The organism is Rivularia sp. PCC 7116, assembly GCF_000316665.1.
Lineage (GTDB): Bacteria > Cyanobacteriota > Cyanobacteriia > Cyanobacteriales > Nostocaceae > Rivularia.
Genome location: NC_019678.1, coordinates 452,636 through 479,163 on the forward strand (window position 1 = coordinate 452,636; position 26,528 = coordinate 479,163).

Consider the following 26,528-nt stretch of genomic DNA (forward strand, 5'->3'; position numbering starts at 1 on the left):
CCAACTCTGTTAATGATTATTCTTGTGAAAATGCCAATAAGCTTTGCTTGCGAGGCAAGCAAATCCTTCTTTCGCTGAGAAACCCTATACCTTTGTGTAAATATCTATTTTGAAAACACCAAAAGTTCAGGGGAGACTTATTGCTTAAATTCTGGAATATATCAGTAGTTGGCTCATAGCATCTAAAACCTAAAGCTTTACGCACTATGACAGCTATATCGCACCACATCCTATTAAAATTCAGTATTTGACAAATCGGAATCACATATTTACCGCAATTCGCCAATAACTTATTTTCTCTAATTCGCCGCAAACAACTTACACGTAAATCGGCTTGATTATTTTTTAACTGTATTTTTTGCGTATAAATACTCAACAATCTACAAAAAGTAAAGTTGTTGCCCGCAAACACTTGTAGGAAACTAAATTTATGTGACATAATCTTTATATGTTGCCGTCAGTAAACAAGCATTGCTGTAGGTTAAATCCCCGCCAAGGTTCTACAGCTTTGCTAACTTGTCAATACGATGTGTAACTAACCTCAGTGACTTTTCCCCCTATAATTACCAGATTTTAGGGGGATTATCCTAGGTTAGAACGGATGAATTCATATTTCTATAGCTACAGATATTTTGATTTTGTTGCATTGTATTAATTCCACCATTTTATCGGACGAAGTATTGTTAAATTTAGCGATCGCTATCGATTTATGAATTCGCTTTTGAATGTAGAGTTCTACAGAAAAACCTACATATTTATGTATTTTAGTAATTTTATAGGCATTTTACGGCTTTTTTGCGCTTTAATCTTGAAGTTTTGTGTTTTTCAGCCTCTGCAAGAATAAAACCTAGAATTATTTAAACCTGTAAAGCTTGCTTTTACCAAGAAGGGTCTGAACCTTTATATTTGTATTTTTTCGGAGATTTTATTGCCCAATCTCAACTATTTTAATCCTCCCTTATAAATATATGGACTCCTTTTTGCTTTTTTATGCAGGATTCCCTGCGTAAATTGTGTATTTTTACTACCTACATACAGTCGCAAAGTACTGAATATGAGGATTTCAGAGACTAAGTATTACTTCTAAAATTTCAATAAACCCAATATCTGGATTGTACAGAAGCCGTTAAACAGTCAATACAAGAGCACCTTAGAGGCTAATAAATAGTCTTGCGGAGTATTTACAGCAACCATAGTTACTGTAGATGAAACTCATACGCTGCGATTATCTATCAATTTTAGTCCGGAGAATCGGCTCCAAAAGATGTATGAAGTTATATTCCAATCTTTGTTACAGAATCTAATACGAATAGCCGAAGCAAAAATGCCGCCACTGCAAATAATTGCACATCCTAACTTTCTACTATCTAATGCTTAAAAAGCAAAAAATAAAATCTAATATCGAAAAGATTTACAAATATTTACGGTTTGAACGCCATAAATACGAGCTATCCATAAATTATTGTTAATGGAATATTGCTGAACTTGCCGATACATTAGCAATTGTATATTCAATAATCTTTTGTTAGTTAACAACATCACATTGAAAACAGTTTTTCTAAGATTTTAGTAGTCCCCCACACCTTTATCGAGACCACTGTACTTATTAATAAATTATTGAACCTTATGTCAAGAGTTTACCATAGAAAAAAAGTGTTCTTATCGAAAAACCACAGTATCTTTACGAAAACTTTAAAAATATACCAATCCTTAATTTATGCTTAAAAATAATAGCTGTTCTGCGAATTGATGGACGGCAATTTTGGCTAATAGAAAATTTAGTCAAAAATAAAAGATTATAACAATTCAATATTTTTATGCATAAAATCTCTTTTTATTCAATGATAAAAACTGACAACTTATTTTCTGCAAAAAGAATAATCGGATAGCAACTAGCTGTTTATTTGACATCTGCCCAAGGTGCCAACACTCACTGGTTGAGTTTTACAGTGGTTCGCTTGCAATTATCATCTGCCGCAAGTCGTAAATAAAATTAGAGAATAGCTAATTAGTTATTTAAATATATAGCTAGCTAGTAAAAAAACATTGTTAGCGAAAATATCTATTTTTGTAAACTTTTGAATAGTGCAAATAAATTTTAATAAATCATAGTTTGATAGCTAGTTGTAAATTTTTTATGGAATTGCAGGCTGCAAATTGCAAATCATCTTCACTAATTCCTATTTTTATTATTTTGGATTAACAAGTCCATAATTCTTTTCTGCGTGAGTGTTATGACATAGATAGGTGGATAGAGAGACTCGGCAGTGATTAAGCACGGGGGATAATAAGCTTTCCATCTGTCAATCAGTAATATCACAAAGTAATAAAAGCAAGAAAAATCTGGCGTTGCTCAATTGAGATATGAATTTATTATTACTGTTTAATAGCAGCCCCTAAATCCCCCAAGTATGTTCTACTTTAAAATTGTAGAGACGCGATATAAGTAGGTAGGCATAATTAAATATAAGATAAAACCTCACCACGCCACTTGCTATAAGTCGGGGAGCCCGCCCAACGCAGTGGCTTCTCAATCCCTCTCCTTACTAAGGAGAGGGAAGCCGGAGGCAGGGTGAGGTTTTATATTTAATTTGATCCACTTACTTATCACGTCTCTACATTCTTTTTCGGAGATGTCTAATATTAAGGGCGTTGCTGATTAAAAATATGAATAGCCCCCAACCCCCAATTTTGGGGGATTTAGGGGGCTAGTAAATATGAGAAAGATAAATTCATATTTCAATTCAGCAATGCCACATTAAGAGCTATAAAATTAAAAGCTTTAGCTGTAACCTCTGCACGGCTATCTATAGGCAAATAGCTATCTGAAAATTTAAAGCCCGTCTTTAGGTGAAGAAGCCAATAAATTGTATTTCAACAAGACATCAGCAGCTTGTTTAATTTCATCAAATACGATTCCTGACTTTTGGGTAATCTCTAGCAGGGTATGATTGCCGTCAGATAAATTCAAAATCCAGAGGATTGCCATTCTATTTAGTTTTCTATCTTGAGAATCAATATCTGCTTCATATAAACCCCTTTTTCCTAACTGTGGTTCGCATTTAGGGTTTTGATTGTAATATACTCGATTATTTTCCAGAATATTTACAATAGAAATACATTTAAAAAATGATTCTGCAAGATATTGAGGTTGAACAAAATCTAAATTATCTGCTGATGTATGATATTCCGGAAAAGAATTGTGTGGCGATCGCATCAAGCAACCAACGGGTAAATTAAAGCCTGGAGAGCAATATTGACGTTCGTCATAACCATAAGGGAAGAAGTCAATTACTTTGTTCTCTTCGGCGCTACTACTAAGAACATAGGTAACAACATTATCAATTTCGGTATTGCCACGACGACTTTTTTTATAAGTAAAACTACCACTATCTCCCAAGCAAGTTAATACTAAACCATGTTTGATTCGAGAAACATTCTCTTCATTTATTGCCAGCCATGCGATCGAGCCAATAGTTCCTGGAATGAAGATAAAGCGGTAGGAATAATGTGGTTGAAAGCAAGTAAGATATTCAGCTAAAAAGACAGCAATTGAGATTCCAGAAAGATTATCATTACAAAGTGAAGGGTGACAAGCATGGCAAGAAATTAAGACTTCATCTGCTGTTTTTCCTTGTATAAAATATTCACCATAGGTGAGACAGCCCGGTTCGAGAGAAGAATCAATATAAACTTCGTATTCTTCATCTCGCAATTCCAAGTACTGGTTGTGACTTAAGCAAAATCCCCACATTTCTTGATAGTAAGAAGTGCGGTAAGGAATCCAATCGGGATATTCTGGAATTGTGAATAAATGTTCCTTCAGTTCGGCAAGAGAAACTTTTTTACGAACTGGAATACTGTAGTTAATCGCGTGTAGATTTGAATTAGCAAAATCTACGATTCTCTCACCTTGGGAGTTTTTTATACAAGCATCTTTAATATTCCATTCTTTAGGAATATTCCAATCAAAGACTTGAGTACCTGTAGGAACCTCATGAATTTGTAATGGAATATGTTGATTAATAATGTTCAGTGTTTCTCTAAAGCCATTACCAGTGATACTGCGACAGATAGGATATAGTTTAGAGATTAATTGATAAAGTTCTTCACCTATTTCTGAATTATGAGAGCTTTGTAAATAGGGTAGAGTTTGTAGCTGCATATTAATGTATAAATGTATTTAACAATATTTTCTAAATACAGGTTTCACAGAAGGACCAATTAAATAGTTTTCTATTCCATTTTCTAAAGCTTTTCGATAAATCAGCAAAGATTCATCAACCGCCGCAATGGTACTATCAATATCTCGATCGCTATGAGAAAAACTGACTACAAGAGAAGGCATAATTAACCCTCGTTTGATGGTTTCTTGCAGAAATAAAGTTCTAAATGCCTGAGATGCTTGTTTATTTTCGTCGCGGGTTGCATAAACTAAATTACAAGGTTTGCCAATCACCTGAAAGTAATCTTGAAGTTGATGAGTGGCGATCGCCCGATCGATTCCTTTGCGTAATCTTTCCCCTTTTTGGTAAAGTTGCTCTATTACCTCTTCTTCTCGAAAAATGTTCATGGTAGCAATCGCAGCAGCTAAAGCATGGTTTTCTGCTCCGTGGGTGCTAGAGAGCAGAAATACGCGCTTTTTATCGTGGTAAATTCCACCTAACTCCATGATTTCTCGTTTACCAGCAAGCGCAGAAACAGCGAAACCATTTCCCATGCCTTTTCCAAATGTTGATAAGTCGGGAACAACACCATAGTAATTTTGAGCGTTACCAGTTAACCAACGAAATCCAGTAATCATCTCATCTAAAATGAAAACTGCCCCATTTTCTTGACAGAGTTTTTGTACCTGATGGAGAAAATTGTCAGAGGGATCTTCATATTTAGCTGGTTCTAAAATGACACAAGCAATCTTTCCAGGATGATTAACAAAAAGGGTTTTAACACTTTCAATATCATTAAAATTAAATTTAACTGTCAAATCTTGAATTACTTGGGGAATGCCAGCAGATATGGGGGTACTGCCAATGTACCAGTCATTATAAGAAAAGAAAGGATGATTGCCACAAACGGCAACCATATCTCGTCCCGTGTAAGCCCTTGCCAGAGTAATTGCAGCGGTAGTAGTAGTAGAGCCATCTTTAGCAAACTTGACCATTTCTGCACCGGGAACCCAACTAAGCAGAGCCTCAGCACATTCCATTTCAATAGTTGCTGGGCGGGTAAAATTATTACCAAGCAGCATTTGTTGATAAGCTGTTTCTACCACAGGTGGATAACCATGTCCCAAAGTGACAGCACGTAGCCCCATTCCGTATTCTATAAATTCATTACCATCCACATCCCATGCATGACAACCTTTACCTCTAACAATAAAGGCAGGTGAGGAAACTGGAAATTGGTCATCACCTTTGGCATAAGTATGGCAACCACCAGGAATCAAAGAATGGCTTTTCTGCTGTAAATTCTTTGATTGTTGAAAAGACTGTTTATTTAAATTGTAGTTAGCTAAAGTCATATCTATTATATTTGCAAGCAGGAAAAATAGTATAATGTTTATTTGATTTACAGATTAAAAAACAGCTTTCCGACAGTGAAATGCTTCAGCATAATTACTGGGTGAATTAGATTCAATGCCTCGGATTCTCATAATTGAGCGAAAAGTTTCTTCTGTAAACCATTGTTTATTACTTTGCGTGGGAAAGGCACTCATCAAGTATTGAATTTTTTGACGACAGAGTGCTTCGTCTAAATTGACAAAGAAGTTGGGAATTCCGAGGTCGCCATCATATTTAGGAATTTCATATTCAAGAATTAAATGATTTCTAAAAGTGTTCCAAGTTAAGTCAGAAATCAAACGATGGTCTTGATGTCTATCTTGTCGATAATGAGTCAAAATTAAATCTGGGAAAAAGACTTGTTTTAGTTCTTCAAAAGATTCTTTTACTTCTTTAGCTTGGAAAGACAGAAAGCCATCTGGAAAACTGTTAATTACTACTGTTTTTTGCGATACTTCTTTTAAAAATATATTGCTACTTGCCGTAGCTTCTAGCGCTCTTTGCTCGTTAGAACTAAAAACTACCCAACAAATATTTATGTTAGTGTAATTTTCAATTAGTTTTAAAATTGTACCTCCACAGCCAATTTCAATATCATCGCAATGGGCACCCAAACAAAGAACTTTTAACTCAGATTCATCTGCTCGTTCAAAATGAATTTTTATCATACAAGAGATTTATTGTTAACTATAATAATTTTTGATAAACAATTTACCGATTTCCGACTATCTCTTAAAGCAATATTGCATCTTGGATAAAATCATGTTCAAGCAGCCTTAAACTTTTGCTCTCCCCAAACTTCCCAAGGTCTTTCTCCCCCAGCATACATATCATCTAATTGTTGCTTCTCTTTGAAAGTATCCATAACTCCAAAGAAGCCGGTATATTTATAAGAAAAAAGCTGTTGTCTGGCAATTAATCTTTGAAAGGGTTCTAGAACAAGTTCTTCTCCATGATTAATATATTTAAAAATTTCTTTCTTAAAAATAAAGTAACCGCCATTAATCCATATATCGCGGTTTTTCACATCTTGAATATCTTGAACTAAACCATCTTCGTTCATATCAACTAAATGAAAGCTTTGGCTGGGGCGCACGCATAAGAAACTACCGACTTTATCAAGTTTATAAAAGTTTTGAATGTATGTTGGTAGATGCAAATCTGTCAAACCATCGCTGTAGTTAGCTAAAAATACTTCTTCGCCTTCGAGGTACTTTTCAATAGCCTTAAATCTTTCACCTATTTTTGCAGTTAAACCTGTATCTACAAATGTAATATTCCAATCTTCAATATCCTGATTAAAGAGTTTAATATTACCGCCCTTGGACAAAGTAAAATTATTAGAAAGCCACTCATTATAATTCAAAAAATAGCTTTTGATTAAATCGGCTTTATAACCCAAACATAAGATAAAATCTTTATGCCCGTAATGTGCGTAGTATTTCATTACGTGCCATAGTATCGGTCGATAGCCGATATTTACCATCGGTTTAGGAATACTTTCGGAATAATCCCTCATTCTAGTACCCAAACCACCACAAAATAAAACTACTTTCATGTTTATTACCTGTTGATTTAAAAATTTTTGAGCTTGCTTGTATAATATTTTTTTTAATTCTTTAAACTTTACGAATAAACCTTAACTTCTGGAATCGGTACAATAAATTGACCTCCCCAATCGCGGATATAAGCCATCTGAGACATAATTTCGTCTTTCAAATTCCAAGGCAAAATTAATACATAATCTGGCTTTGTTTCCTGAATTACATCTGGATGAAAAATTGGGATGTGAGTACCAGGTAAATAAAGACCTTGCTTGTGAGGGCTGCGGTCTACTGTATAATCAAGAAAATCAGTACGAATGCCGCAGTAATTTAGTAAAGTATTTCCTTTCCCGGGAGCGCCATAACCAACAATTGTTTTTCCTTGATTTTTGGCTTGAATTAAGAAATTAAGCAATTTATATTTGGTTTCTTTTACTTGTTCTCCAAAAGATAAATATGTTTGTAAATCTGTAAAACCAGCAGCCTTCTCTCGATTTCTTAGCTCTAATACTTTTTCGGTGATGGGTTGAGAAGTATTTTCTAGATGACGAGCGTAAATTCTCAAGGAACCACCGTGAGTCGGTAATTCTTCAACATCAAAAATAGTTAAACCTCGATTTGCAAATACTTTTTCAACAGTTAAAAAAGAAAAGTAAGAAAAGTGTTCGTGATAAATAGTATCAAATTGGTTCTCCTTGATTAACTTCATTAAATGGGGAAACTCCATCGTAATTACTCCCTGTGGTTTGAGAATAATTTTCATTCCTTTAACAAAATCATTCAGATAGGGAGTATGAGCTAGGACGTTATTACCCAACAATAAATCGGCACTTACTCCTTTCTCAACTTGTTCTCTAGCCGTTTCTTCTCCAAAAAATTTGACAACTGTAGGAATACCTCTCTTGATTGCGACTTTAGCAATATTCCCTGCTGGCTCTATTCCTAGGGCGGGTATATTTTTGTTAACAAAATACTGCAACAGATAGCCATCGTTACTAGCAATTTCAACTACCTGACTTTGCTCGTTTAATTGGAAACGTTCGAGTGCCATATCAACGTAGTTTTTGGCATGTTGCAACCAGCTATCGGAATAAGAAGAAAAATAAGCATAATCGCTAAATATATTTTCGGGAGTAATATATTCCTGTAGCTGTACTAAAAAGCATTTTTCACAAACATAAGCGTGTAGTGGGTAAAATGCCTCCATTTGATTTTGCTGTTCTGGTTGGCGATAGCTTTCACAGGGTGGAGACATTCCCAAATCTACAAATGTATGGCGTAATTCAGTACCGCAGGATAAGCAGTTTCCTTGATATAAATGTGGATTATTTTGATGTTTTTGCATTGTTAAATTCGATAATTATATTTTTGAATTAAGGCAACGAGGAGAAATATTTTGGCGTTGCTGATTAAAAGTATGAATTGCCCCTTAACCCTCCATTTTTGGAGGATTTAGGGGGCATAAATATGAAGGAAAAAATAAATTCATACCCAGATTCAGCAACGCCAATATCAAATATCGAGAGCTATTATTCTGGAAGCTACAACTTCCCTTAGGGAAGATGCATCATCTTGAGCTAGTCTGTTAAACAATGTAGCTATCGATTCAGGAGTTCGATCGATTTTCAACGCTGACTCAATAATGGTTAGCGTAGCTTGCAAGTTACCGTTATTTAATGCGATAAAGGCATTCCTTAGACAGTAATTAAAGTTGTTGATGCGAGCTTTGGCTGTAATTTCCTCACGTTTGTCTACAGGCAAATAGCTATGTGAAATTTCAATAGCTTGATTAACCTGTATCGCCATCTTTCCAGTGTTCCAACTTTCAGAAGTTTCGCTATGGGAATGAACGCGAAACCGAGCTAAAATTTCTGGCTCATGCCACCAATCGTAAAAAGCCGCAATTCGTTTATGAAGCTCCCAATCATTAATATTAGGTATTTCACAACTATATCCCCCCAGTCGCTCGTGAGTTGTTCGACGAATCACTAACGATGGTGTCATTACTAAACCGCATACTCCGATGCGCGATAACCAATTTTGTAAAATACCTTTGTTTTGTGGGGAACCCGAACTAATTTCTCCCAAACACGCACTTTTACCATTTTCATTGACATATTCAAAGCCAGTGCAAGCAGCTCCCACGCTATCGGGACAATTATGCAAACTTTCCTGAAGATGAGCATAAAACCCAGGGCAAACTGAATCGTCATCATGCAAAACATGAACCCACTCACCTCTACTTAAAGAGATTCCAACATTCATGTTATTTGTAGATCCAATATTTTCGGAATTGCGATAGTAATCAACTATTCCTCCAGCCAAAGAATCAATCAATTCATGCAGAGGTGATGTACCAGCATTATCTATCACCAAAATTTCCATATCTGCTTGCCCCTGCCATTGCAAAAGCACGTTGGCAAGACATTCAAGAATGTAATCGTTGCGTTTATATATTGGAATTACTACAGTCCAAAAGGGTCGTGGTTTTTCCGGTTCTGTTAGAGGTGGAATGGCAGGAAACTCATACGCGCCTACTTTTACTTTCCCTTGAGTAATCGAAGGGGTTGTCTGTATAGTGCAATTCTGGTGATTTGAGATCCAAGCAGCATAATGGGGATTGAGCTTATTCAAACCCTGACGATATATAGAAATTGCCTCTGTTAGATTGTTTTGTACTTGGTAAATCTGACCTAAGCGATTGTAAATATCCCAGTTTTCAGAATTCAGTTTTAAAGCTTGATTATAAGATACAACAGCCTCTACATATTTTTGTTGCTCTTGCAATGCCACACCTAAGCTATAGCAAAATTCCCAATTATCTGGCTGTAAAACAATTGCTTGCTGATAATAAGCAATTGCATTATTAAAATCTCCTTTTTGCTGGCGCTCAAGACCTAATTGTTGATTCAATTGAGCGTAGTGGAATTTCATTCCTTCTGAAAGTTGGTCTTGAGCGTGTAAAATATTCCCCACATTTACATAGGCTTCCGTGCAGCTTGGTTGGATTTCCAGAGCTTTTTGATAAGATGCGATCGCCTTATCTAATTCACCCAAGTTTTGCAATGCATAACCAAGGTTATTATGTAGTGGTGCAGTATTGCAACCAGCGGTTAGAGCTTTTTCATAAGCATCTACAGCTAGAGGAAATTCCGATTGGGATTGATAGTAGTTACCAAGAACAAACCAGTTTCTGAAAGCGTTTGGCTGTACTCGTACAACTGCTTCTAAAAAATTCTTAGCATTTGCAGACTCACCTTTTTGTAATTTGAGTAAGCCTAATCCGTATAAAGCATCAGGCTGTTCTGGTTCAACTTCTAATACCCGATGATATATTTTTTCTGCTTGATTTAACCGATTAGTAGAAGAATATTCAACTGCTGTTTTTAAGGCTTCTGAAATGGTTGCCATAGTCGAAGTTTTTGATAAAAATTTATTTGATAGAATTTAGGACTTACGCACTCGTCAGGGAAAATAAGGCTTTGCGATGTCCGCACCTTCGGTGAATACTATCTCCCTCCGGCAGACGCTCTACTAACGCACAGCGAATAATGACGTTAACAGGTAGTCCGTGCGTAAATCCTATTTTGGTATCACGCAGCACCTGCCACTTATGATAATTGCCTAAATCCTAAGAATTTATATATAACTATCCGGTTTAACTGCTCAAAGTTGGGAATGGAAAATAAAGGCTAACTTTTTTCAAAATTGTCAAAAAAGAACACTGGGCTAATTAAGAGTATCAGCTTATACCTTTAAACCTTTTACAAGCAACCTAGAAATTAATTCATCTCGTAAAGCAGATAAATCATCTTGTTTTAGCCAAGAAAATAACTTTGTCACAGATTGTGGGGAATTATCAATTTTCAAAGCTTCTTGTATCAAAAGCAGTGCACCGGATATTTTGCCAGCTTTTAAAGGAATTATGGCATTATTTAGACACCAAGCAAAGTGATAATGTCTAGATTTTACAGTTATTTCATCAAGTAAATAGTTTTCGGAAACTTCTATAGCTCTGCGAATATCAGTTCCTTTCGATCCTGAAAGCGTAGAATCCGTTGTGATATTTTGAGAATGTTGGCGATAACGAGCTAAAATTTCTGGCTCATACCACAAATCATAAAAGGCACTAACCCGCTTATAAAATTCCCAATCGCCAGTATAATTAAGTTCGGGCAAATATCCTCCTAAGTGTTCGTAAGTCGAACGACGCACAACTACTGCGGGCATATTTAGTGGATTTGCAATTCCAATGCGCTCAACAAAATCTTTGGCTATTCCTCGCTCTTGCTTGTAAAGTTGTTGAGAAAAAATCACTTGTCCCTGCTCGTTGACATTTTCGTAGCCGGTGAAAGCCGCTCCTACAGAGGATGAAGTGTTTTCTAAAGATTCTTGAAGACGTTTATAAAATCCCGGAAGCACATAATCATCATCATGAAGTAAGTGAATCCAATGTCCTCGACTAATTGCAACTGCCGTATTAAAGTTTTTATATGCTCCCCTATTCTGGGAATTGCGATAGTACTGGATTATTCCGCCACCAATTTCACTAATTAAATCCTTTATACACAAAGGACTAGCATCATCAACGACTATAATCTCCATGTCTTCTTTCCACTGTCTCAGTACGCTGACTAAGCATTCAAGTAAATAATCGCTTCGTTTATCCGTACTATATATCGGTAGTACAACACTCCAAAAAGGTCGTTCGTTTGTAGGATTGGATACTTGAGGAATTGATGGAAACGGATGCTCTCCTACGATTACCTCTTCTTCAGAAACTGGTGGTGTTATTTGTGTTTCTTGTTGCTTGTTGCAACCTTGAGTTGTTATTGCCGAGGCATAATCGGGATTACTTGCCTTTAGCCCCTGACGATAAGCAGAAATTGCTTCTTGAAGATTGTTCTGCTGTTGGTGAATCTTAGCTAAATTGAAGTAAGCATCTGCAAATCTGGGATTAATTTCCAACACTTTTTGATAGCAATCCCTAGCCGCTTCTAACTCCCCCTGCTCTTGGAGCATCATTCCTAAACGATAATGAGCTTCTACAAAATCGGGTTTGAGAGCGATCGCCTTTTGGTAAGCTTCAGTTGCTTCTTTTAACTGATTCTTAGCTTGATGCGAATTACCTAAATCAAACCAAGCTTTTACGGATAATTGTTTTCCGCTTTCTTTCTTGCCAACTAAATCGGCACGCATTTTCACTACTTTAGCCGGAGAACCTACTGCAATAGCGCCATCTGGGATATCCTGATTGACCACCGAACCGGCACCAATAACGGCTCCCTTACCAATCCGTACTCCGCTTAATACGATAACCCCACAGCCCAACCAGGCACCATCGTCTACTGTAATACCACCTCTAGTCTTTAGCGGTTGTAGGTGAATAAATTGACCGGGTATCATGCTGTGGTCGTAGGGGTAGAAAGCGCAGTTAGTAGCAATTAGAACATTGCAGCCAATATTAATTGGAGCCTTATAGGCTGACAGTTGGCAACGGGGCTGAATATGAGTATCGGCACCAATTTTTACAGTTCCTTCCTTCCCAGTTTGAATGCAAGTATCTCCGTATAAATGCACGCGATCGCCAAGTTCTACCTTACCCCCATTTCTGTCGTTATAAATAGTAACCCGGTCGCCAATGAAAACATTCGCACCAAATTGTAAATTCTGATGATAAATATCGGCTTTAGGGGATACATAGCCTTGCGAATGATAATAAGATAGGTGAGCGCGCCCCCAATAAGGAGGAGCAAACCAGGTAGCCAGCCAAGTAGCAATTCTTCCTAGAAGACTTAATCCAGCAAAACGCATCCAAAATAATTTCCAGACATCTGAAAGCGCACCCTTGATTCCGGATACTTGACGAATTTTACTAAATCGCTGCCAAATACTTGTAGACTTCAACTTGTTAAGAACGCTTAGCAAATTAGAATAAGCTTGAGCATAGTCGGGTTTAAGCTTCAAGGCTTTACGATAAGCGTCTGCTGCTTCCTCTAACTTATCTTGCTGTTGAAGGGCATCGCCCAAATTTTTATAAGCTTCAACATATTCAGGCTTGAGAGTTAAAGCTTTTGAATAACAATCTACAGCTTCTTGCAATTTATCTTGTTCCTTTAGAACAACCGCCAAGTTGTAATGAGCTTCCGCCAAATTCGGTTGCATTGCGATCGCCTGCCGGTAATAAGCCTCCGCAGCTTGAAAATCCTTTGCTTTTATGGAATTCAGACCTAAATTATTGTTGGCTGCTGCGTAGTGCGATTGTTTATCTAAAGGAAGTTTTTCTTGAGCAAAAAGTGCGTTAGCCAAGTTGACTTCGGCTTCAATACAATTAGGCTGAATTTCTAAAGCTTTTTTATAGCTTTTGATTGCCTCATCCCACTTTCCTTGTTCTTGTAGGGTATAACCTAAATTATTGTAAAGTGGCGCTATATTCGGTTGCAGTTCGATGGCTTTTTGGTAAGCTAATTCTGCCTTTGGTAATTGCCCATTAGCTTGACGCACATTGCCCAAACTAAACCATGCCTTAAGTAAGTCTGGTCGTAATGATACGACCTTAGATAAAAGCTTTTCTGCGATTGGTAACTGGTTCATTTGTTGTGCCAGTAGACCTAAACCGTATAATGCTTCAGGATGTTGGGGTTGTTCCTTAAGAACCTGACGATAAAATTGCTCTGCTTGTATTAAGCGGTTGGCTTTGAAATACTTTGCTGCAAGCTGAAGGGATTCTGAGACAGATGGTGAATTTGTCATAGGATTTCAGAGTTACGATGATGAAGAAGATTTTTTTGGTTGGACTGGTTTTCATGGCTAGCTGCGTCAGAATTACATTAAAAACCAGTCAGATAGAATGCCCTAAGCTATCAAATTATCACTACTGTAATCTCCATCAGCAAAGGAATATTGCTCAAACTCACTGGTTTTCATAATAGTGCCCCCTAGTTCAAACACCGTGAAATCATTATTAATCTGTATATCAAAATCGCTTCTATTGTAGGAACCAAGGCTTAATGTATCGAAATCTTCGCCGCCATATACTGTAGCTTCACCAAAGCCTTGAATGTAGTCGTTTCCATAACCCATTTTTATATTAACCCCACCTCCAAAATTATCGGCTTTTACAGTATCGTCTCCGTATCCAGTAGCAATTGTGCCACCATAGATATCGTAAGATTGGCTGCCTGTAGCATCAGCTTCTATAGTGTCGGCTCCATATCCCGTATTAATATCGCTACCATAAATACCGTAAGATTGGCTTCCGGTGGCATGAACTTCTATCGTATCGGCTTCATATCCCGTATTAATATCGCTACTATAGATACCGTAAGACTGGTTTCCGGTGGCATGAACTTCTATCGTATCGGCTCCATATCCTGTATTAACTTTGCCGCTATAAATACCAAATGACAAGCTTCCGGTAGCACTCACCTTGACAATATCGGCTCCATATCCTGTTCTAATATTTCCGTGCTGATTGTAAATACCAATCGCATTGTCAGAAGCATTAGCAGTAGCTTCAATTTTGTCGGTTCCATATCCGGTATTAATATGTCCATACTTGTTGTGAATAGCTATTGCGACATCTTCTGTTTGAGCTATAGCTTCGACAACTGTTAGGGCTAAAGCTTGATTCTCTTCAGGAGCAATAGCTACAGCAGAAACTAGCGCTTCTGCATAGGTAGCAGAATAAGAAGTAGCTACAGCACTAATACCATCTGCGCCCGATCCTGTTGAGATCTTGCCATCTTCGTTATTCAAACCCTTAGCAAGAACTCTAGAAGAAGCCAAACTAGTTGCAAATCCTGCCGCAACCGCTTGCAGTCCTTCAGACATAGGCGCTTGGGCAATAGCGCTGACAATGGCTGTGACATCTATAGTTGCCGTAGCCACTGCTGCGACAGCAGCTTGTACTGTTCCTGAAACAGTATCGTTACCTGCACCAGTAAAGATTCTTCCAGAGTTATTAATACCATTGGCTATAGCTGCAATTTCAATAGCAGCCAGACTATTCGCAATTGCAGTCTCATCCACAGTATTTGCGATCGCAACCGCTTCAGATACCGTCTGTGCGATTGCAGTAACTTGTGCAACAGCAGTACCGTTAACGATATCTTGACCTCTACCTGTGAATATATCGCCTCTGTTGATAATTCCATCGATATTCAGCTTTGCTTGAGTAGTAAACTCGGCAGAGTTAACGGGATTGCTTCCTTGACCAATAGCTTCGGCAGCAACCCCAACAGAAGCTCCCAAATTAAAATTAACAGATGCACTACCAATTATTTGGTCATCTCCTTTAAATGTCTTAACAGTAGACCATGCAGGATTAAAAATTGTTTGACCTGGATTAACCACGTCATCTCTACGAGAAAAAACAAGTTCATTTAAGTAAAAATATTTGCTATTCATAGTCAATTCTCTAATTCAATTAACAGTAAAAAGAATAAAGCTGCAACTAGATTATCTAAACTATATGTGTATAAGCCTTAGCTATGTAGCTGGTTAGAAATGTTTAGAATTTCTATGGAATTGGTCTTATGCACGTATATCACAACAATCAAAGTATAAAAACGTCACTATTAAATTATTTGTATAAAGGTAAGTGATTTAATTCTGTCTGTGTATGGCTCTTAAATATATGTTATGCCTAATTCTTAACTCATAGTTTAAAATATTAGTAAAAATAGTTGTTTTTACTGTATAGTTCTGCTGACTTTTCTTAAATTATTTTCGACTAAATCTTATAGGATATATTTCCTTTTCGTGAAATTTTGTAACTTAATTTTATTATCTTTTCATCTATAAATATTCCGCTAATTATTTTCAGCATCGGGAAATATGTTTGTGAAGATTAATAAAATATTTCAGTTGTCGAAATTTCCTAAACCTTTTAATAGCAGGGACAACTCATACTACTGCCCTCCTCTTCTTGAATGAAGAGAGAGCAAGTGAAGTTCCTGGTTTGTTATTGCACTAAATCACAAAGGCTACTACTAGTTGTTCCTAATGCTTTGCCCCATTAATTATGAAAGACTAGTAAAGGTTAGTATTAGCGCTTAAGCCCTCTTACTCCCATCACGCTCTAAGATTACCTATAAGAATTTCTCCCTCACTCCCTCCCTCTCTCACTCTCTCCCTCAATAATTTAGGTAATCTTGCACCGGGAAGGGAGTAAGTACTCAAGCAAAATAAATTGTAGATGGGAGCAACGCGAAAAAGTGGTTCAGTGAAAAAATAGGCTATCTCAAAGCGCGATATGCTCTGAGATAGCCTAATTTTGTTGAGAATATAGCTATGTAATTGAGAACACAAGCCCGAGTTCACCTGCATCGCACTGCTCCCGATTGTCATTGCGAGTGCAGCGTCTCCTAAAAGGCTCTAAATAAAATACCTGAGTGCGATATGCAAAACTTCAGTAAAGCTGCATATCGCACTCAGTTATTTGACAATAATTTTGGTTTCAGATAAGATACCTAAATCTGGTAATACATAACCATATAACCGTATCTTTTTGCAATATTTATCCTTGCTGCAAACTGTTTATTTGCATTGATTAAACAAAGTACATCAAGGATATTGAGAAGTCGATATTCGGTTTATCTAGCTTCTCTAATTGCATCGTTGAGAATGAGTTACGGAAATTGGGAGTTTTGTCCAGAAGTTACTAATTTGTTTTTGGAATTTAATCCTGGACAGCTATTTATTTAGCTGTCCATTTTTAAATCATACATTATTTTTTATTGTTCAATATCAATTTGTTTGTAACTTTGTTGATAAGTTTAGATGATCGACCTACTTACTGTAATATCAAATAAATATTTTTAAATTTAAGATTATGCTGAATTACTTTCAGAAATACTTGCCAAGCACTTAGTGACTTCTTCATATTCTGATTTTAGTTCTAAAGCTTTCTTGAAGTAAATTTCAGCGTTTGTTAAATCTCCAGCTTTTTTGCGAATTAGACCTAGCTTATAGTTTAGTTTAGCGTAGTAAGTTTGTTTTTCTGAGGATAGTTTTGCAATCCGATGAAGGACATTTCCTAGATTAGCATCTGCTTCAATGCAGTTGGGCTGAATCTCTAAAGCTTTTTGATAGCATTTGAGAGCTTCTTCCCACTTACCTTGTTGCTCTAAAGTGTAGCCCAAGTTATTATGAATTGGTGCTGCATCCGAGCGTAGATTAATAGCTTTTTTATAAGCATCTTCGGCTGCGGATAAGTTCTTCTGAAGTTGATATAAGTTGCCTAGAGTAAAGCAAATTTTAACTGAATCTGGCTGCTCTCGTGCGGCTAAACTTAAAAATTCCTCTGCCTGTTGCAATTCGCCTTTTTGTTGTGCCAAAATACCTAACCCATATAAAGCTTCAGGATGCTTTGGCTGTATTGCTAAAACTTTTCTATAGGCTTGCTCTGAAGATTCTAATCGATTAGCTCTATGTTCTTGAATTGCCAAGCGCAGATTATCAGTAACATCATCTGCACTAGATATTTTGGGTTTACCAACAACGTCGAACAAAAATTCTTCTAAAGCTCGAATTGGTTTGAGGTCGTTATATAATTTATGCTTGTTCTGGGCAACTAGCTCCGAGAGGTATTGACGGTATTGAGCATCTCTCCCTAAATGTATGGCAATTTTTATATACTCTTCCTTATTAGATGCGATAGTTTCTTCAATATTCATCATCTTTAGGATTGCCATTGAATGCCTTGCGCGCATAAATTCCCCTGGGAGGGTAACTACAGGAATATCATGAGCAATAGCTTCTAAGGTCGAATTACATCCAGACCAGCCAATACTATCAAGAAAAACATCTGCGATTGCAGCGGTGCCAGCAAATTTTCTGGCTTTCATCCGCGGTAAAAAGATGCAGTAATCTTGGTAATCAAGTGCAAAATCCCCAAAAGCCTTTTCCAATCGCTGACGAAAGACTTCAGTTACACCCTCACCTTCATTTTCAATAAAAACAAATTTGCAGTTATCCAAATTCCCCGCAATTTGAGGAAAAACATCATCATGCTGGGGTAAATACTTGTACAACGATTGGCAGCACCAAAACATGACAGCATTATCGATAATACCAATATCTTGTTTAGTAACTTTTAGAGGTGAAATTGGTTGTGGATGGTAATAAATAGATAAATTGGGTAATTTAACTAGCTTCTCGGTATAATATTCTTGAGCATTTTCTGGTTCCATTAACTCGCTGCTCAAATAATAATCAATAGTTGGCAAGCCACTTGTATTCGGATGTCCCCAAGAAGTCATTTGAATCGGGGCTAGCCTCAGACATCCTAATTGTAATGTAGTGGGGTCCATGCCAAACTCAGGAAAAATCAGCACGTGTAATTTGTCTTGCTGAATGATTTTAGTCCATTTTTCTATTGAAGCCGGACCTTTTATAAACTTATCAAATGCTTGTACTGCTTTAACAGTTTCGCCATCATGTTTCAAAGTCGTGTTGGTGTGATAGGCGAATAATTCAAATTGACTGCGATCGAGGTTTTCAACCCAACCCTTCATCGGAATTTTCCAAACAGAATGTCTGTGAAAACATGCTGAAACAAATCCGATGCGAATTTTTTGATTTGCTTGCAAATCTGGCAGAGAAATATTTTGAGAATTTTGGGGATAGCGATGTGACATGATACCAACAATCATATCCCCGTAGATTTTTTGTAAGTCTCGGTCATTTAATCCTTGATAAGCGAGATAAAAGGGTTGTGATGCGCCTACAGCATCAGCAGCCTTTTTTAGTTCTTGAGAACAAGCTTGTTGGTAATTTTTAGCTAAATCTTTGAGATATCTTTGATAATTATCTCGCTTTAATTGTATTTCTGTAAAAGTTCTATAAATAATTGGCAGTTGATGTATACAAGTAAAAAATTTGGCTCTAGCTAAATTAGGTTTGATTTTTAAAGCTTTTTGATAAGATTCAATAGCCGCCGATCTGTTGCCCTGTTTTTTAAGTAAATTACCCAGATTACAATAAACTTCAACAAGATCGGGTTTGATTTTTAAAGCTTTTTGATAAGATTCAATAGCTGCTGAGACCTTGCCCTGCTTTTTGAATAAATTGCCCAGATTGCAGTAAGCTTCGGCATATTCAGGTTTTAAGTTTATGGCTTGTTGATAAGATGTAATAGCAGCTTCGGAATTACCTGCTTTTTCCTGCGCTTCTGCCAAACTAGCATAAACCTCAGCAAAGTTAGGATTTATTTCTAAGATTTGTTGGTAGTAAGTTATGGCAGCTTCAAATTGACCAGAATGATGTTTTTGTAGCGCGATTTTAATTAAATATTTTGTTTTAGAATCTAAATTATTTGAGGTATTCATTTTTATATTTAAATTTTGTATAAATATATTCCCGATATTTAATTTGGCAGTGGGAGCATCTTAATCGCGAGATACTCCCACAAATAGTTGTAGGGTAATGCCTGTGTTAATTTGCTTTAATTAAGCAGATATAAAAGTACCGTTGCTAGCGATACTAGTATCAGTAAAGTTAGCCAATCTGGCAATGATTTCAAAGTTACCATTAGCTTGGGTTAAAATATACAAATCAGTTTGACTTCCTAGTGAATTAACAATTACACCACCAGATGTATTAACTTGAATTTGATCCACACCATTCTCAAAGTTGAAAATATCAGCCCTGTCAGATAGACCGAAGGTTGAACCACCACCGATGTAGAATGCACTGCTAGTATCTCCCAGAACAAATACGTCTGTATTACCATCAGCTTCACCGTATAGTTGATCCAACTCCCCTGCTTGACTTCCAGCACCAACTAAAGTATCGTTTCCAGCACCACCGACTAAAATATCGTTACCGGCTCCGCCGTTCAGATTATTATCTCCATTACCACCAAAAATTACATCATTGAAGTCAGAACCAACAACGTTTTCAATATTAAGCAGGTTGTCATTACCACCAAAACCATCTATCGCAGCTTGAGCGGTTAAGTTAACCTGGATACCGGCAGTATCGTTTTCATAGTTAACGGTGTCAGTACCGTCGTTCCCCTCAATAATGTCATTGCCTGCGCCCCCTGTAAGGGTGTCATCACCGGCTCCACCATTTAAGTTATTATCTTGAGCATCGCCAATAATTAAGTCAGCAAAACCAGAACCAACAACATTTTCAATATTAAGTAGCGTATCGTTACCGCCAAAGCCATCTGTAGCAGTCTGAGCGGCTAAATTTACTTGAATCCCAGCAGTGTCGTTTTCATAACTTGCTGTATCAATGCCATTTCCTCCATCCAGGTTATCGTTACCAGCACCCCCATCAAGGATATCGTCGCCATCAAGCCCAGCAAGAATGTCATTCCCTTCACCTCCATCAAGGATGTCATTTCCTTCAGTTCCTTGGAAATCGTCATCTCCACTGTTATCAATTGGTGGTGTTATAAATGTATCAGGAGCAAGAGTACCAGTAAAATCTCGCAGTTCAGCAATAATTTCAAAGCCGCCACTGACTGGAATCAGAATAAATGTACTGTTTCCTATAACTGCGGTAGCAACTTGGTCTGGGTTAGGTACCTGAATTTTATCTACGCCATTCTCGAACAATTGAATAATAGCGCGATCGCCTTGACCAAATATATTATTTCCGATTACATCGCCAGTACCGCCAGCATACAAGAAAGTTTCTTCGTTACCAAGAATAAATAAATCTGAAACGCCGTCGGAAAAGGTTCCCCCTGAGTCGAGGACTCCACTACCGATTAAAATGTCTCTTTCACCGGCTGTTGTGCCCCCACCATCAAGAGTATCGCTACCTAAACCCCCACGAAGAACGTCATTACCTCTACCTCCGAACAGTTGATCGTTACCGTTGCTGTCCCTACTAATAAGACCAGTGCTTCTGCTATCTCCTCCATCCAAAATGTCATCGCCTTTACCCCCATTAATAGTGTCGGAGCCACCACCGCCGTAAACAGTATCATTATCGGAACCGGCGTTTATTTCGTCATTCCCATCAGGACCACCCAAAGCATCTTGGTCGCCAATAATTAAATCTTCACCGCCACTACCAATAAGAGTATCGTTGCCGCTCTCTCCGAGTATTGTGTCGTTGCCGGAGCCTCCGGTAATTTCATCTTCTCCGCTACCAGCAAAGATTAAATCGTTACCCGCACCTCCGACAACGGTATCATTATCGAGTCCCGCATCTACAACATCATCACCAGCGTTAGCTAGAATCAAATCATCACCGGCACCACCTATAAGAGTGTCACCGCCAATAAACTCAATAGTGGGAAATGTACCTGTAAAGACTATGTTGCCTTCTTCGTCTTTTATAATTTCCTCTCTGGTTGTACGAATGTTACTATTACTACCTCCGAGTAAAGTATCGTTACCATCACCACCATCGAGTCCATCTTCCCCGTCACCTCCATCTAGATAGTCATTACCGGCTCCTGCTATGATCTCGTCATCTCCAGCGTTACCAAAAAGCTGATCGTCTCCATCGCCGCCGTCAAGACTATCGTTACCTTCTTCCCCTTTGACAAAATCGTTTCCGTTTCCTCCTAACAGTTCGTCATTTCCTTCATTTCCGATTAGCTGATCGTTACCATCTCCTCCCTCAAGGCTGTCATCTCCCTCATCGCCTCGCATGTAGTCGTCGCCACCCAATCCGATTAAAGTATCATTGCCGCTATAACCGAAAATTGTATCAACGGAATTTGTACCCTCAAGATTATCGTCTCTTCTTCTTCTTCCTCTTACAAAAGCCATATTATTTATCTCCTATAATTTCAAATATCAAAGATTTATTGTTGTTTGTTAATGTAGAAAGACTTAGTTTGGTACAAAAAGCGTTTTTATCGTGCTTTGCAACCCTCAATCTATGTAAATATTAATCTTAGTACTTGCGGTTTTATATGCTTTTTGATTTAAATTTTTTAGATATAAAGCCTGCTCAATTATTATAATCAAGCAGGCTTCATAAGCTTGGTTAAGATGAATAACCGTGTTTTTATTGAACAGCAGCAGTCAATAAACCGGAAATTTCAGACAAACCACCGGTAACAGTTACAGCAACGTCAGATTCAGCGAAGCTGTTGTTACCAATAGCAGTTACGTCGAACAATGCTGAAGCAAAGTTACCTGAAATCATTACATCAGAATCCAAGTTAACATCGATATCTTTGTTAACATCAATATCAACGTCAGCATCGAAATCTAAGTCTAATTCAACATCTATGTCCACATTTTTGTTGACGCTTAATCCACCAAATACTTCTTCGTTGGTAGCTTCTAAGTAGTTGATATCGTTGATAATCATTTGTTTTTCTCCAGTAAATTAACTAATTGTTTTTGGAAATTTGTTTGCGAGCAATTTCTTTTTGCTCGCATTTGAAATTGTGATAATAGCCATTTTTACGTGGCTATTATTTAGCTGCCAATTTTATTGAACAGCAGCAGTCAATAAACCGGAAATTTCAGACAAACCACCGGTAACAGTTACAGCAACGTCAGATTCAGCGAAGCTGTTGTTACCAATAGCAGTTACGTCGAACAATGCTGAAGCAAAGTTACCTGAAATCATTACATCAGAATCCAAGTTAACATCGATATCTTTATTAACATCAATGTCAACGTCAGCATCGAAATCTAAGTCTAATTCAACATCTATATTCACATCTTTGTTGATGTGTAATCCACCAAATACTTCTTCGTTGGTAGCTTCTAAGTAGTTGATATCGTTGATAATCATTTGTTTTTCTCCAGTAAATTAACTAATTGTTTTTGGGAATTTGTTTGTGAGTGGTTTGTTTTTCCTCACATTTAAAATATAGATTTTTCTCTATAAAAAGTCAATAGTTTTTGCTATTTTGTTTGCGTAAAGTATTTTTTAAATTGGTGTAAACGTAAATGTACAACAACAAAAAAACAACGTTAAACGACAGAAGTAATTATAATTACCACTGCCATTTAACGTTAATAAATTATAGTTGAACAACAATAGAGATTATAAAAAACTATCGTCGTCAGCTATAAAATATTTTTTAATTTTCAATGCATAAATGCTTTTATCTTGATTAATGGCTATTCTATGCCAATACAAATAAATTTTTATGGTATATTGCTATAGCTTGATAGATGAAAATACAGTTAATAAGCTATAAATAAATATACATTTTAAATATAAATATGTATTTATGCTAAACAATCAAAATTTATTAATGTGCATTATTATTAAACAATGATTCATGCTATTAAACATGACTTGTTAATTCATTCTCTGTGTTATTCGCCTCAGCCTCTAATTGAGTAGATATTTGTAAAAACTGAACTTTTTTATTTAACCAAAAAGCGAACAATTCTGAAATAATTTGTTCGCGTAACTTATCATCTAATTCGGACTTTATAATTTCTTCTAGCCAAATTAAATGGACGGCTTTAGGTGTAGTAATTGGTTTGAGAATACCAAGGGAAGAACTAGCAAATACAGCTGCTGCAATTTCTGGACGGAAATCTTTACGATACTTAACTCCCTGATATCCATAGGTACGGCGAAGCTCTGGCTCTTGGATATACATACGAGCGATTTCTGGGAATGTAATTTCCCTTTCCTCTACAGCATAAAATAATTCCAAAGCCAAATCTCTATCTTCAAAAGTAACTTCATAGGTTACAGCAGCTTCATAATTGAGTCGATTTTCGTAAAAATATTTTTCAACTTGGGATGCAAATAGATGATTTGCCAATTTATGGGAAATCAGATTGTTGTAAACTAGTTTTTCAAAATCTTTAATAGATAAATGATGTTTGTCTAACCAAGCCCAAGTATCTGTAGCTGTGGCAAGTTTTTTGTCTAAGCGAAATTTATCTCCTTCCTGCTGTAATTCTACTTCTGTAACTTCAATTCCAGCTTTTTCAGCTGCTTCGGTAATTATTTTTTCAGAGGCGATCGCTTCTACTATATTGGGAATATCACAGGATCGCTTTAGCTTATTAATTACATCTAAAGTTGAAATGTGAAAATTTTCGGGCATATACTATCATCCATAAGGTATTTATAAAGTTGCTGAATCTTCGTTGGAATATTACAGCAGATTCCATTCAAAGGATTCTATATAAACAAGGGCGTTGCTTAATCATGGGATGATTTAGTTATATTTTGAACGGAGTCTTAATAGTTTCAGAAGTTAATTCATCACGCATTTATGCAACGCCTAAACAAGAATGCTCTAGTACTCCACCAAGTAACCTTTTCCGGGTTATTAATAGGAAGAAAAAGTTATTTATTTTTGCCCCCCTTCTTCTCCCTCCCTGCCCCAACCGGGCAATGTTGGGTTGTTAGACTACTAGTACGCGGTGCAGAGAACATCTTGCTCTCAAACTTCACAGTCTTTTACGTTTAAATTTTATGTTTTTCATTTTTATAAATAATTCAAGGTTTTGAAATGATGAAACCAAGATTATTAGGGTCTTTTGCATATTTTTACAAAAGTTATTTATACTTCCTTGCAACAACCCTATAGATCTTATTTTGAAAGCAATATAAACTAAATATGTACCTATATCTTTATTAAAGCCTAATTTAAAAATATAATCTAGGTAGCAATGGTTCTAAAATATTTTTTATAAGCATGAATATTAAGATACTGAGAGAAGTGATAATTCTTTATCTATTTTCTGTGCTAGTTTATAAGCCATTTGCGGTGGATTTCGGTAGTTACTTGCTGTTTTTCTGAAACCCCATCGTCTAGCTTCAACTTCTGACACGCCAAATTCTTCAGCTAATTTATTGTAAGACCAGTTGTATTTTCTCATCAAATCTATAGGATGCATCTGTTTTTCTCCTTAAATATTAGTTTTTTGAACTTTAATTTCTAATTTTCCAAAATTAAGAGTAAAAATTACATATTTAGCCCATCTTTCTGTAATTTTTTGAATGGATCTAATACAAAATCAATTATCCGGCGTTGACGAATAACTACCTCAGCGTCTGCTGTTTGACCGGGCATTAAAATAACGCGTTTTTCGCCGTTATCTACATACTGCCGGTCTAAAATTATTTCTAGTTCAAAGCTTTCACTATTTCCTTGGGGTGTTTGCTGGACTTTTGAGTCGGGAGACACCCAAGCGACTTTACCTTCAACGATGCCATACTCTTGATAAGGGTAGGCATCAAATTTAACTTTTACCGGCATTCCTACTTTCAAAAAACCACTATCTTGTATAGGCATACTGGCTTTAAGAACAACATCGGCATTTTTAGGAGCAATTTGGGCTATTCTTTGCCCTGGTTGTACTACTTCTCCAGGTTTACTAACTGGAAACTCAAAAATAGTCCCATCAATCGGCGATCGCACTATTCTTTGCTGTAACTGTAACTTCAAAGATTTGATTTGACTGGTGGTTTGAGCAATTTGCGATTCAATAGATGAAATTTGGGTTTGAGTATCTTTGAGTTGTTCTTGAGTCCGCAAAATAGAAAGTTTAGAGGTTTGCAGCAAAGTTTTATAGCTGCTCTGTTGTTCTTTTAATCTAAGTTTAGCTTGTTTAATATCAGCTTCTAGCTGATTCATAGTTGCCTGATAGCGATTGATTTCTTCCGTCAACCTCAACTGGGCTTGTTTCCCATCAGATAAAGCTCTGTCGTAAAGCCTTTTGCTTTCTTGCTGCTCTTTTCTAATTATGTCAATTTGATTTGCTGAAACTGCTCCATCTTTAACTAATTTGCTAAAGCGTTCAACTTGTTTGTTGTCTATGCTCAAACGATTTCGGGCAAACTTCTGTTCGTTACTATTAGTCTTGATTTGTTGTCTTACTTGGTCAAGTAAAGCTTTTTTCTCTAATTTCTGTAGCCGATAAACACTTTGTTTAGCATCCAAATTTTGTTTGGCTTGCTCAACTTGGGCTGCTTTTTCCAGAGCTTGGGATTGGTTTTGCTGCTCTTGAACGCTTATTGTTGATAAAAGCTGTTTTTTGATTATTTCTAGCTGTACTTTCTGATTTTCCAATCCTAAAAGTTTTGCTTCAATCTGCTGTAGTTCGGTTCGTAAAATATCTGAGTCAAATTCTAAAAGAACTTGACCGGATTTAACAGTGTCGCCTTCTCTAACTTTTACAACTTTAACGCTTCCACCAGTTCTGGTATCCAGCTTTCTAGTTGCACCTTTTGGTTCAATACGTCCTCTAGCGCTTCCAGTTTCATCAACCTTGGAGATAGTTGCCCAAGGTAAACCCATTAATACGAATCCGACTAGTACGTATAATACCCCCCTCGTCCATAGTTTTGGTAGAGCATCGAGCAGTTCTTCGGTAGCGTAATGTAAATCTCTTGCAGATGTATCTGCTTCAGACTCTTTATCTGTATTCTCAACTGTAGAAAGATGCTTTTGATTTTCGCTATATTCTTCCTTTGCAACTGCTGATGAACTATTTGATAAAGGATGTGGCATAAT

16 protein-coding genes are annotated in these 26,528 nt (G+C 36.8%); all 16 read right to left on the reverse strand.

The features are described 5' to 3' along the window. Positions 1 to 16: 16 nt before the first annotated feature. The 16 genes from RIV7116_RS01780 to RIV7116_RS01860 all read right to left on the reverse strand — a co-directional run bounded on the left by RIV7116_RS01780 (position 17) and on the right by RIV7116_RS01860 (position 26,525). Positions 17 to 439, reverse strand: a complete 423-nt coding sequence (locus tag RIV7116_RS01780; protein WP_015116548.1) for a hypothetical protein — start codon at positions 437 to 439, stop codon at positions 17 to 19. Positions 440 to 2,833: 2,394 nt separating this feature from the next. After that, the gene (locus RIV7116_RS01785) at positions 2,834 to 4,165 is read right to left on the reverse strand and encodes a DUF4910 domain-containing protein (protein ID WP_015116549.1); all 1,332 of its coding nucleotides are present in this window, start codon (positions 4,163 to 4,165) and stop codon (positions 2,834 to 2,836) included. A gap of 18 nt (positions 4,166 to 4,183) precedes the next feature. Further along, positions 4,184 to 5,521, reverse strand: a complete 1,338-nt coding sequence (locus tag RIV7116_RS01790) for a glutamate-1-semialdehyde 2,1-aminomutase (RefSeq protein ID WP_015116550.1) — start codon at positions 5,519 to 5,521, stop codon at positions 4,184 to 4,186. Positions 5,522 to 5,575: 54 nt separating this feature from the next. Continuing rightward, entirely contained in the window at positions 5,576 to 6,229 is a 654-nt protein-coding gene (locus RIV7116_RS01795) for a PIG-L deacetylase family protein (RefSeq protein WP_015116551.1), read from the reverse strand. A 98-nt stretch (positions 6,230 to 6,327) separates the two neighbouring features. After that, entirely contained in the window at positions 6,328 to 7,119 is a 792-nt protein-coding gene (locus RIV7116_RS01800; RefSeq protein ID WP_015116552.1) for a sugar phosphate nucleotidyltransferase, read from the reverse strand. 68 nt (positions 7,120 to 7,187) lie between these two features. Next, the gene (locus RIV7116_RS01805) at positions 7,188 to 8,450 is read right to left on the reverse strand and encodes a class I SAM-dependent methyltransferase (protein ID WP_015116553.1); all 1,263 of its coding nucleotides are present in this window, start codon (positions 8,448 to 8,450) and stop codon (positions 7,188 to 7,190) included. 167 nt (positions 8,451 to 8,617) lie between these two features. Continuing rightward, positions 8,618 to 10,516 (reverse strand): tetratricopeptide repeat protein, encoded by a 1,899-nt coding sequence (locus RIV7116_RS01810; RefSeq protein WP_015116554.1) that lies wholly within the window; start codon positions 10,514 to 10,516, stop codon positions 8,618 to 8,620. Positions 10,517 to 10,852: 336 nt separating this feature from the next. After that, positions 10,853 to 13,858, reverse strand: coding sequence for a tetratricopeptide repeat protein (locus RIV7116_RS37320; RefSeq protein WP_015116555.1), 3,006 nt, complete (start codon positions 13,856 to 13,858; stop codon positions 10,853 to 10,855). Positions 13,859 to 13,960: 102 nt separating this feature from the next. Beyond that, positions 13,961 to 15,514: a hypothetical protein gene (locus RIV7116_RS01825; protein WP_015116556.1), complete on the reverse strand. Its 1,554-nt coding sequence runs from the start codon at positions 15,512 to 15,514 to the stop codon at positions 13,961 to 13,963. 1,424 nt (positions 15,515 to 16,938) lie between these two features. Continuing rightward, complete coding sequence (locus tag RIV7116_RS01830) at positions 16,939 to 19,437, reverse strand: tetratricopeptide repeat protein (RefSeq protein ID WP_015116558.1); 2,499 nt, start codon at positions 19,435 to 19,437, stop codon at positions 16,939 to 16,941. 120 nt (positions 19,438 to 19,557) lie between these two features. Further along, complete coding sequence (locus RIV7116_RS01835) at positions 19,558 to 21,846, reverse strand: calcium-binding protein (protein WP_015116559.1); 2,289 nt, start codon at positions 21,844 to 21,846, stop codon at positions 19,558 to 19,560. 241 nt (positions 21,847 to 22,087) lie between these two features. Beyond that, the gene (locus RIV7116_RS01840) at positions 22,088 to 22,396 is read right to left on the reverse strand and encodes a hypothetical protein (RefSeq protein WP_015116560.1); all 309 of its coding nucleotides are present in this window, start codon (positions 22,394 to 22,396) and stop codon (positions 22,088 to 22,090) included. A 123-nt stretch (positions 22,397 to 22,519) separates the two neighbouring features. After that, the gene (locus tag RIV7116_RS01845; RefSeq protein ID WP_015116561.1) at positions 22,520 to 22,828 is read right to left on the reverse strand and encodes a hypothetical protein; all 309 of its coding nucleotides are present in this window, start codon (positions 22,826 to 22,828) and stop codon (positions 22,520 to 22,522) included. A gap of 502 nt (positions 22,829 to 23,330) precedes the next feature. Next, positions 23,331 to 24,110: a peptidylprolyl isomerase gene (locus RIV7116_RS01850; protein ID WP_015116562.1), complete on the reverse strand. Its 780-nt coding sequence runs from the start codon at positions 24,108 to 24,110 to the stop codon at positions 23,331 to 23,333. A gap of 604 nt (positions 24,111 to 24,714) precedes the next feature. Further along, on the reverse strand, positions 24,715 to 24,909 hold the full coding sequence (locus RIV7116_RS01855) for a hypothetical protein (RefSeq protein WP_015116563.1): 195 nt from the start codon (positions 24,907 to 24,909) through the stop codon (positions 24,715 to 24,717). A 68-nt stretch (positions 24,910 to 24,977) separates the two neighbouring features. Continuing rightward, complete coding sequence (locus tag RIV7116_RS01860; protein WP_015116564.1) at positions 24,978 to 26,525, reverse strand: HlyD family efflux transporter periplasmic adaptor subunit; 1,548 nt, start codon at positions 26,523 to 26,525, stop codon at positions 24,978 to 24,980. Positions 26,526 to 26,528: the final 3 nt, after the last annotated feature.

Excerpts from the sequence above, each read along its gene's own strand:
- RIV7116_RS01780 (WP_015116548.1), bottom strand. The coding sequence starts at position 439 with ATGTCACATAAATTTAGTTTCCTACAAGTGTTTGCGGGCAACAACTTT.
- RIV7116_RS01785 (WP_015116549.1), bottom strand. The coding sequence starts at position 4,165 with ATGCAGCTACAAACTCTACCCTATTTACAAAGCTCTCATAATTCAGAA.
- RIV7116_RS01790 (WP_015116550.1), bottom strand. The coding sequence starts at position 5,521 with ATGACTTTAGCTAACTACAATTTAAATAAACAGTCTTTTCAACAATCA.
- RIV7116_RS01795 (WP_015116551.1), bottom strand. The coding sequence starts at position 6,229 with ATGATAAAAATTCATTTTGAACGAGCAGATGAATCTGAGTTAAAAGTT.
- RIV7116_RS01800 (WP_015116552.1), bottom strand. The coding sequence starts at position 7,119 with ATGAAAGTAGTTTTATTTTGTGGTGGTTTGGGTACTAGAATGAGGGAT.
- RIV7116_RS01805 (WP_015116553.1), bottom strand. The coding sequence starts at position 8,450 with ATGCAAAAACATCAAAATAATCCACATTTATATCAAGGAAACTGCTTA.
- RIV7116_RS01810 (WP_015116554.1), bottom strand. The coding sequence starts at position 10,516 with ATGGCAACCATTTCAGAAGCCTTAAAAACAGCAGTTGAATATTCTTCT.
- RIV7116_RS37320 (WP_015116555.1), bottom strand. The coding sequence starts at position 13,858 with ATGACAAATTCACCATCTGTCTCAGAATCCCTTCAGCTTGCAGCAAAG.
- RIV7116_RS01825 (WP_015116556.1), bottom strand. The coding sequence starts at position 15,514 with ATGAATAGCAAATATTTTTACTTAAATGAACTTGTTTTTTCTCGTAGA.
- RIV7116_RS01830 (WP_015116558.1), bottom strand. The coding sequence starts at position 19,437 with ATGAATACCTCAAATAATTTAGATTCTAAAACAAAATATTTAATTAAA.
- RIV7116_RS01835 (WP_015116559.1), bottom strand. The coding sequence starts at position 21,846 with ATGGCTTTTGTAAGAGGAAGAAGAAGAAGAGACGATAATCTTGAGGGT.
- RIV7116_RS01840 (WP_015116560.1), bottom strand. The coding sequence starts at position 22,396 with ATGATTATCAACGATATCAACTACTTAGAAGCTACCAACGAAGAAGTA.
- RIV7116_RS01845 (WP_015116561.1), bottom strand. The coding sequence starts at position 22,828 with ATGATTATCAACGATATCAACTACTTAGAAGCTACCAACGAAGAAGTA.
- RIV7116_RS01850 (WP_015116562.1), bottom strand. The coding sequence starts at position 24,110 with ATGCCCGAAAATTTTCACATTTCAACTTTAGATGTAATTAATAAGCTA.
- RIV7116_RS01855 (WP_015116563.1), bottom strand. The coding sequence starts at position 24,909 with ATGCATCCTATAGATTTGATGAGAAAATACAACTGGTCTTACAATAAA.
- RIV7116_RS01860 (WP_015116564.1), bottom strand. The coding sequence starts at position 26,525 with ATGCCACATCCTTTATCAAATAGTTCATCAGCAGTTGCAAAGGAAGAA.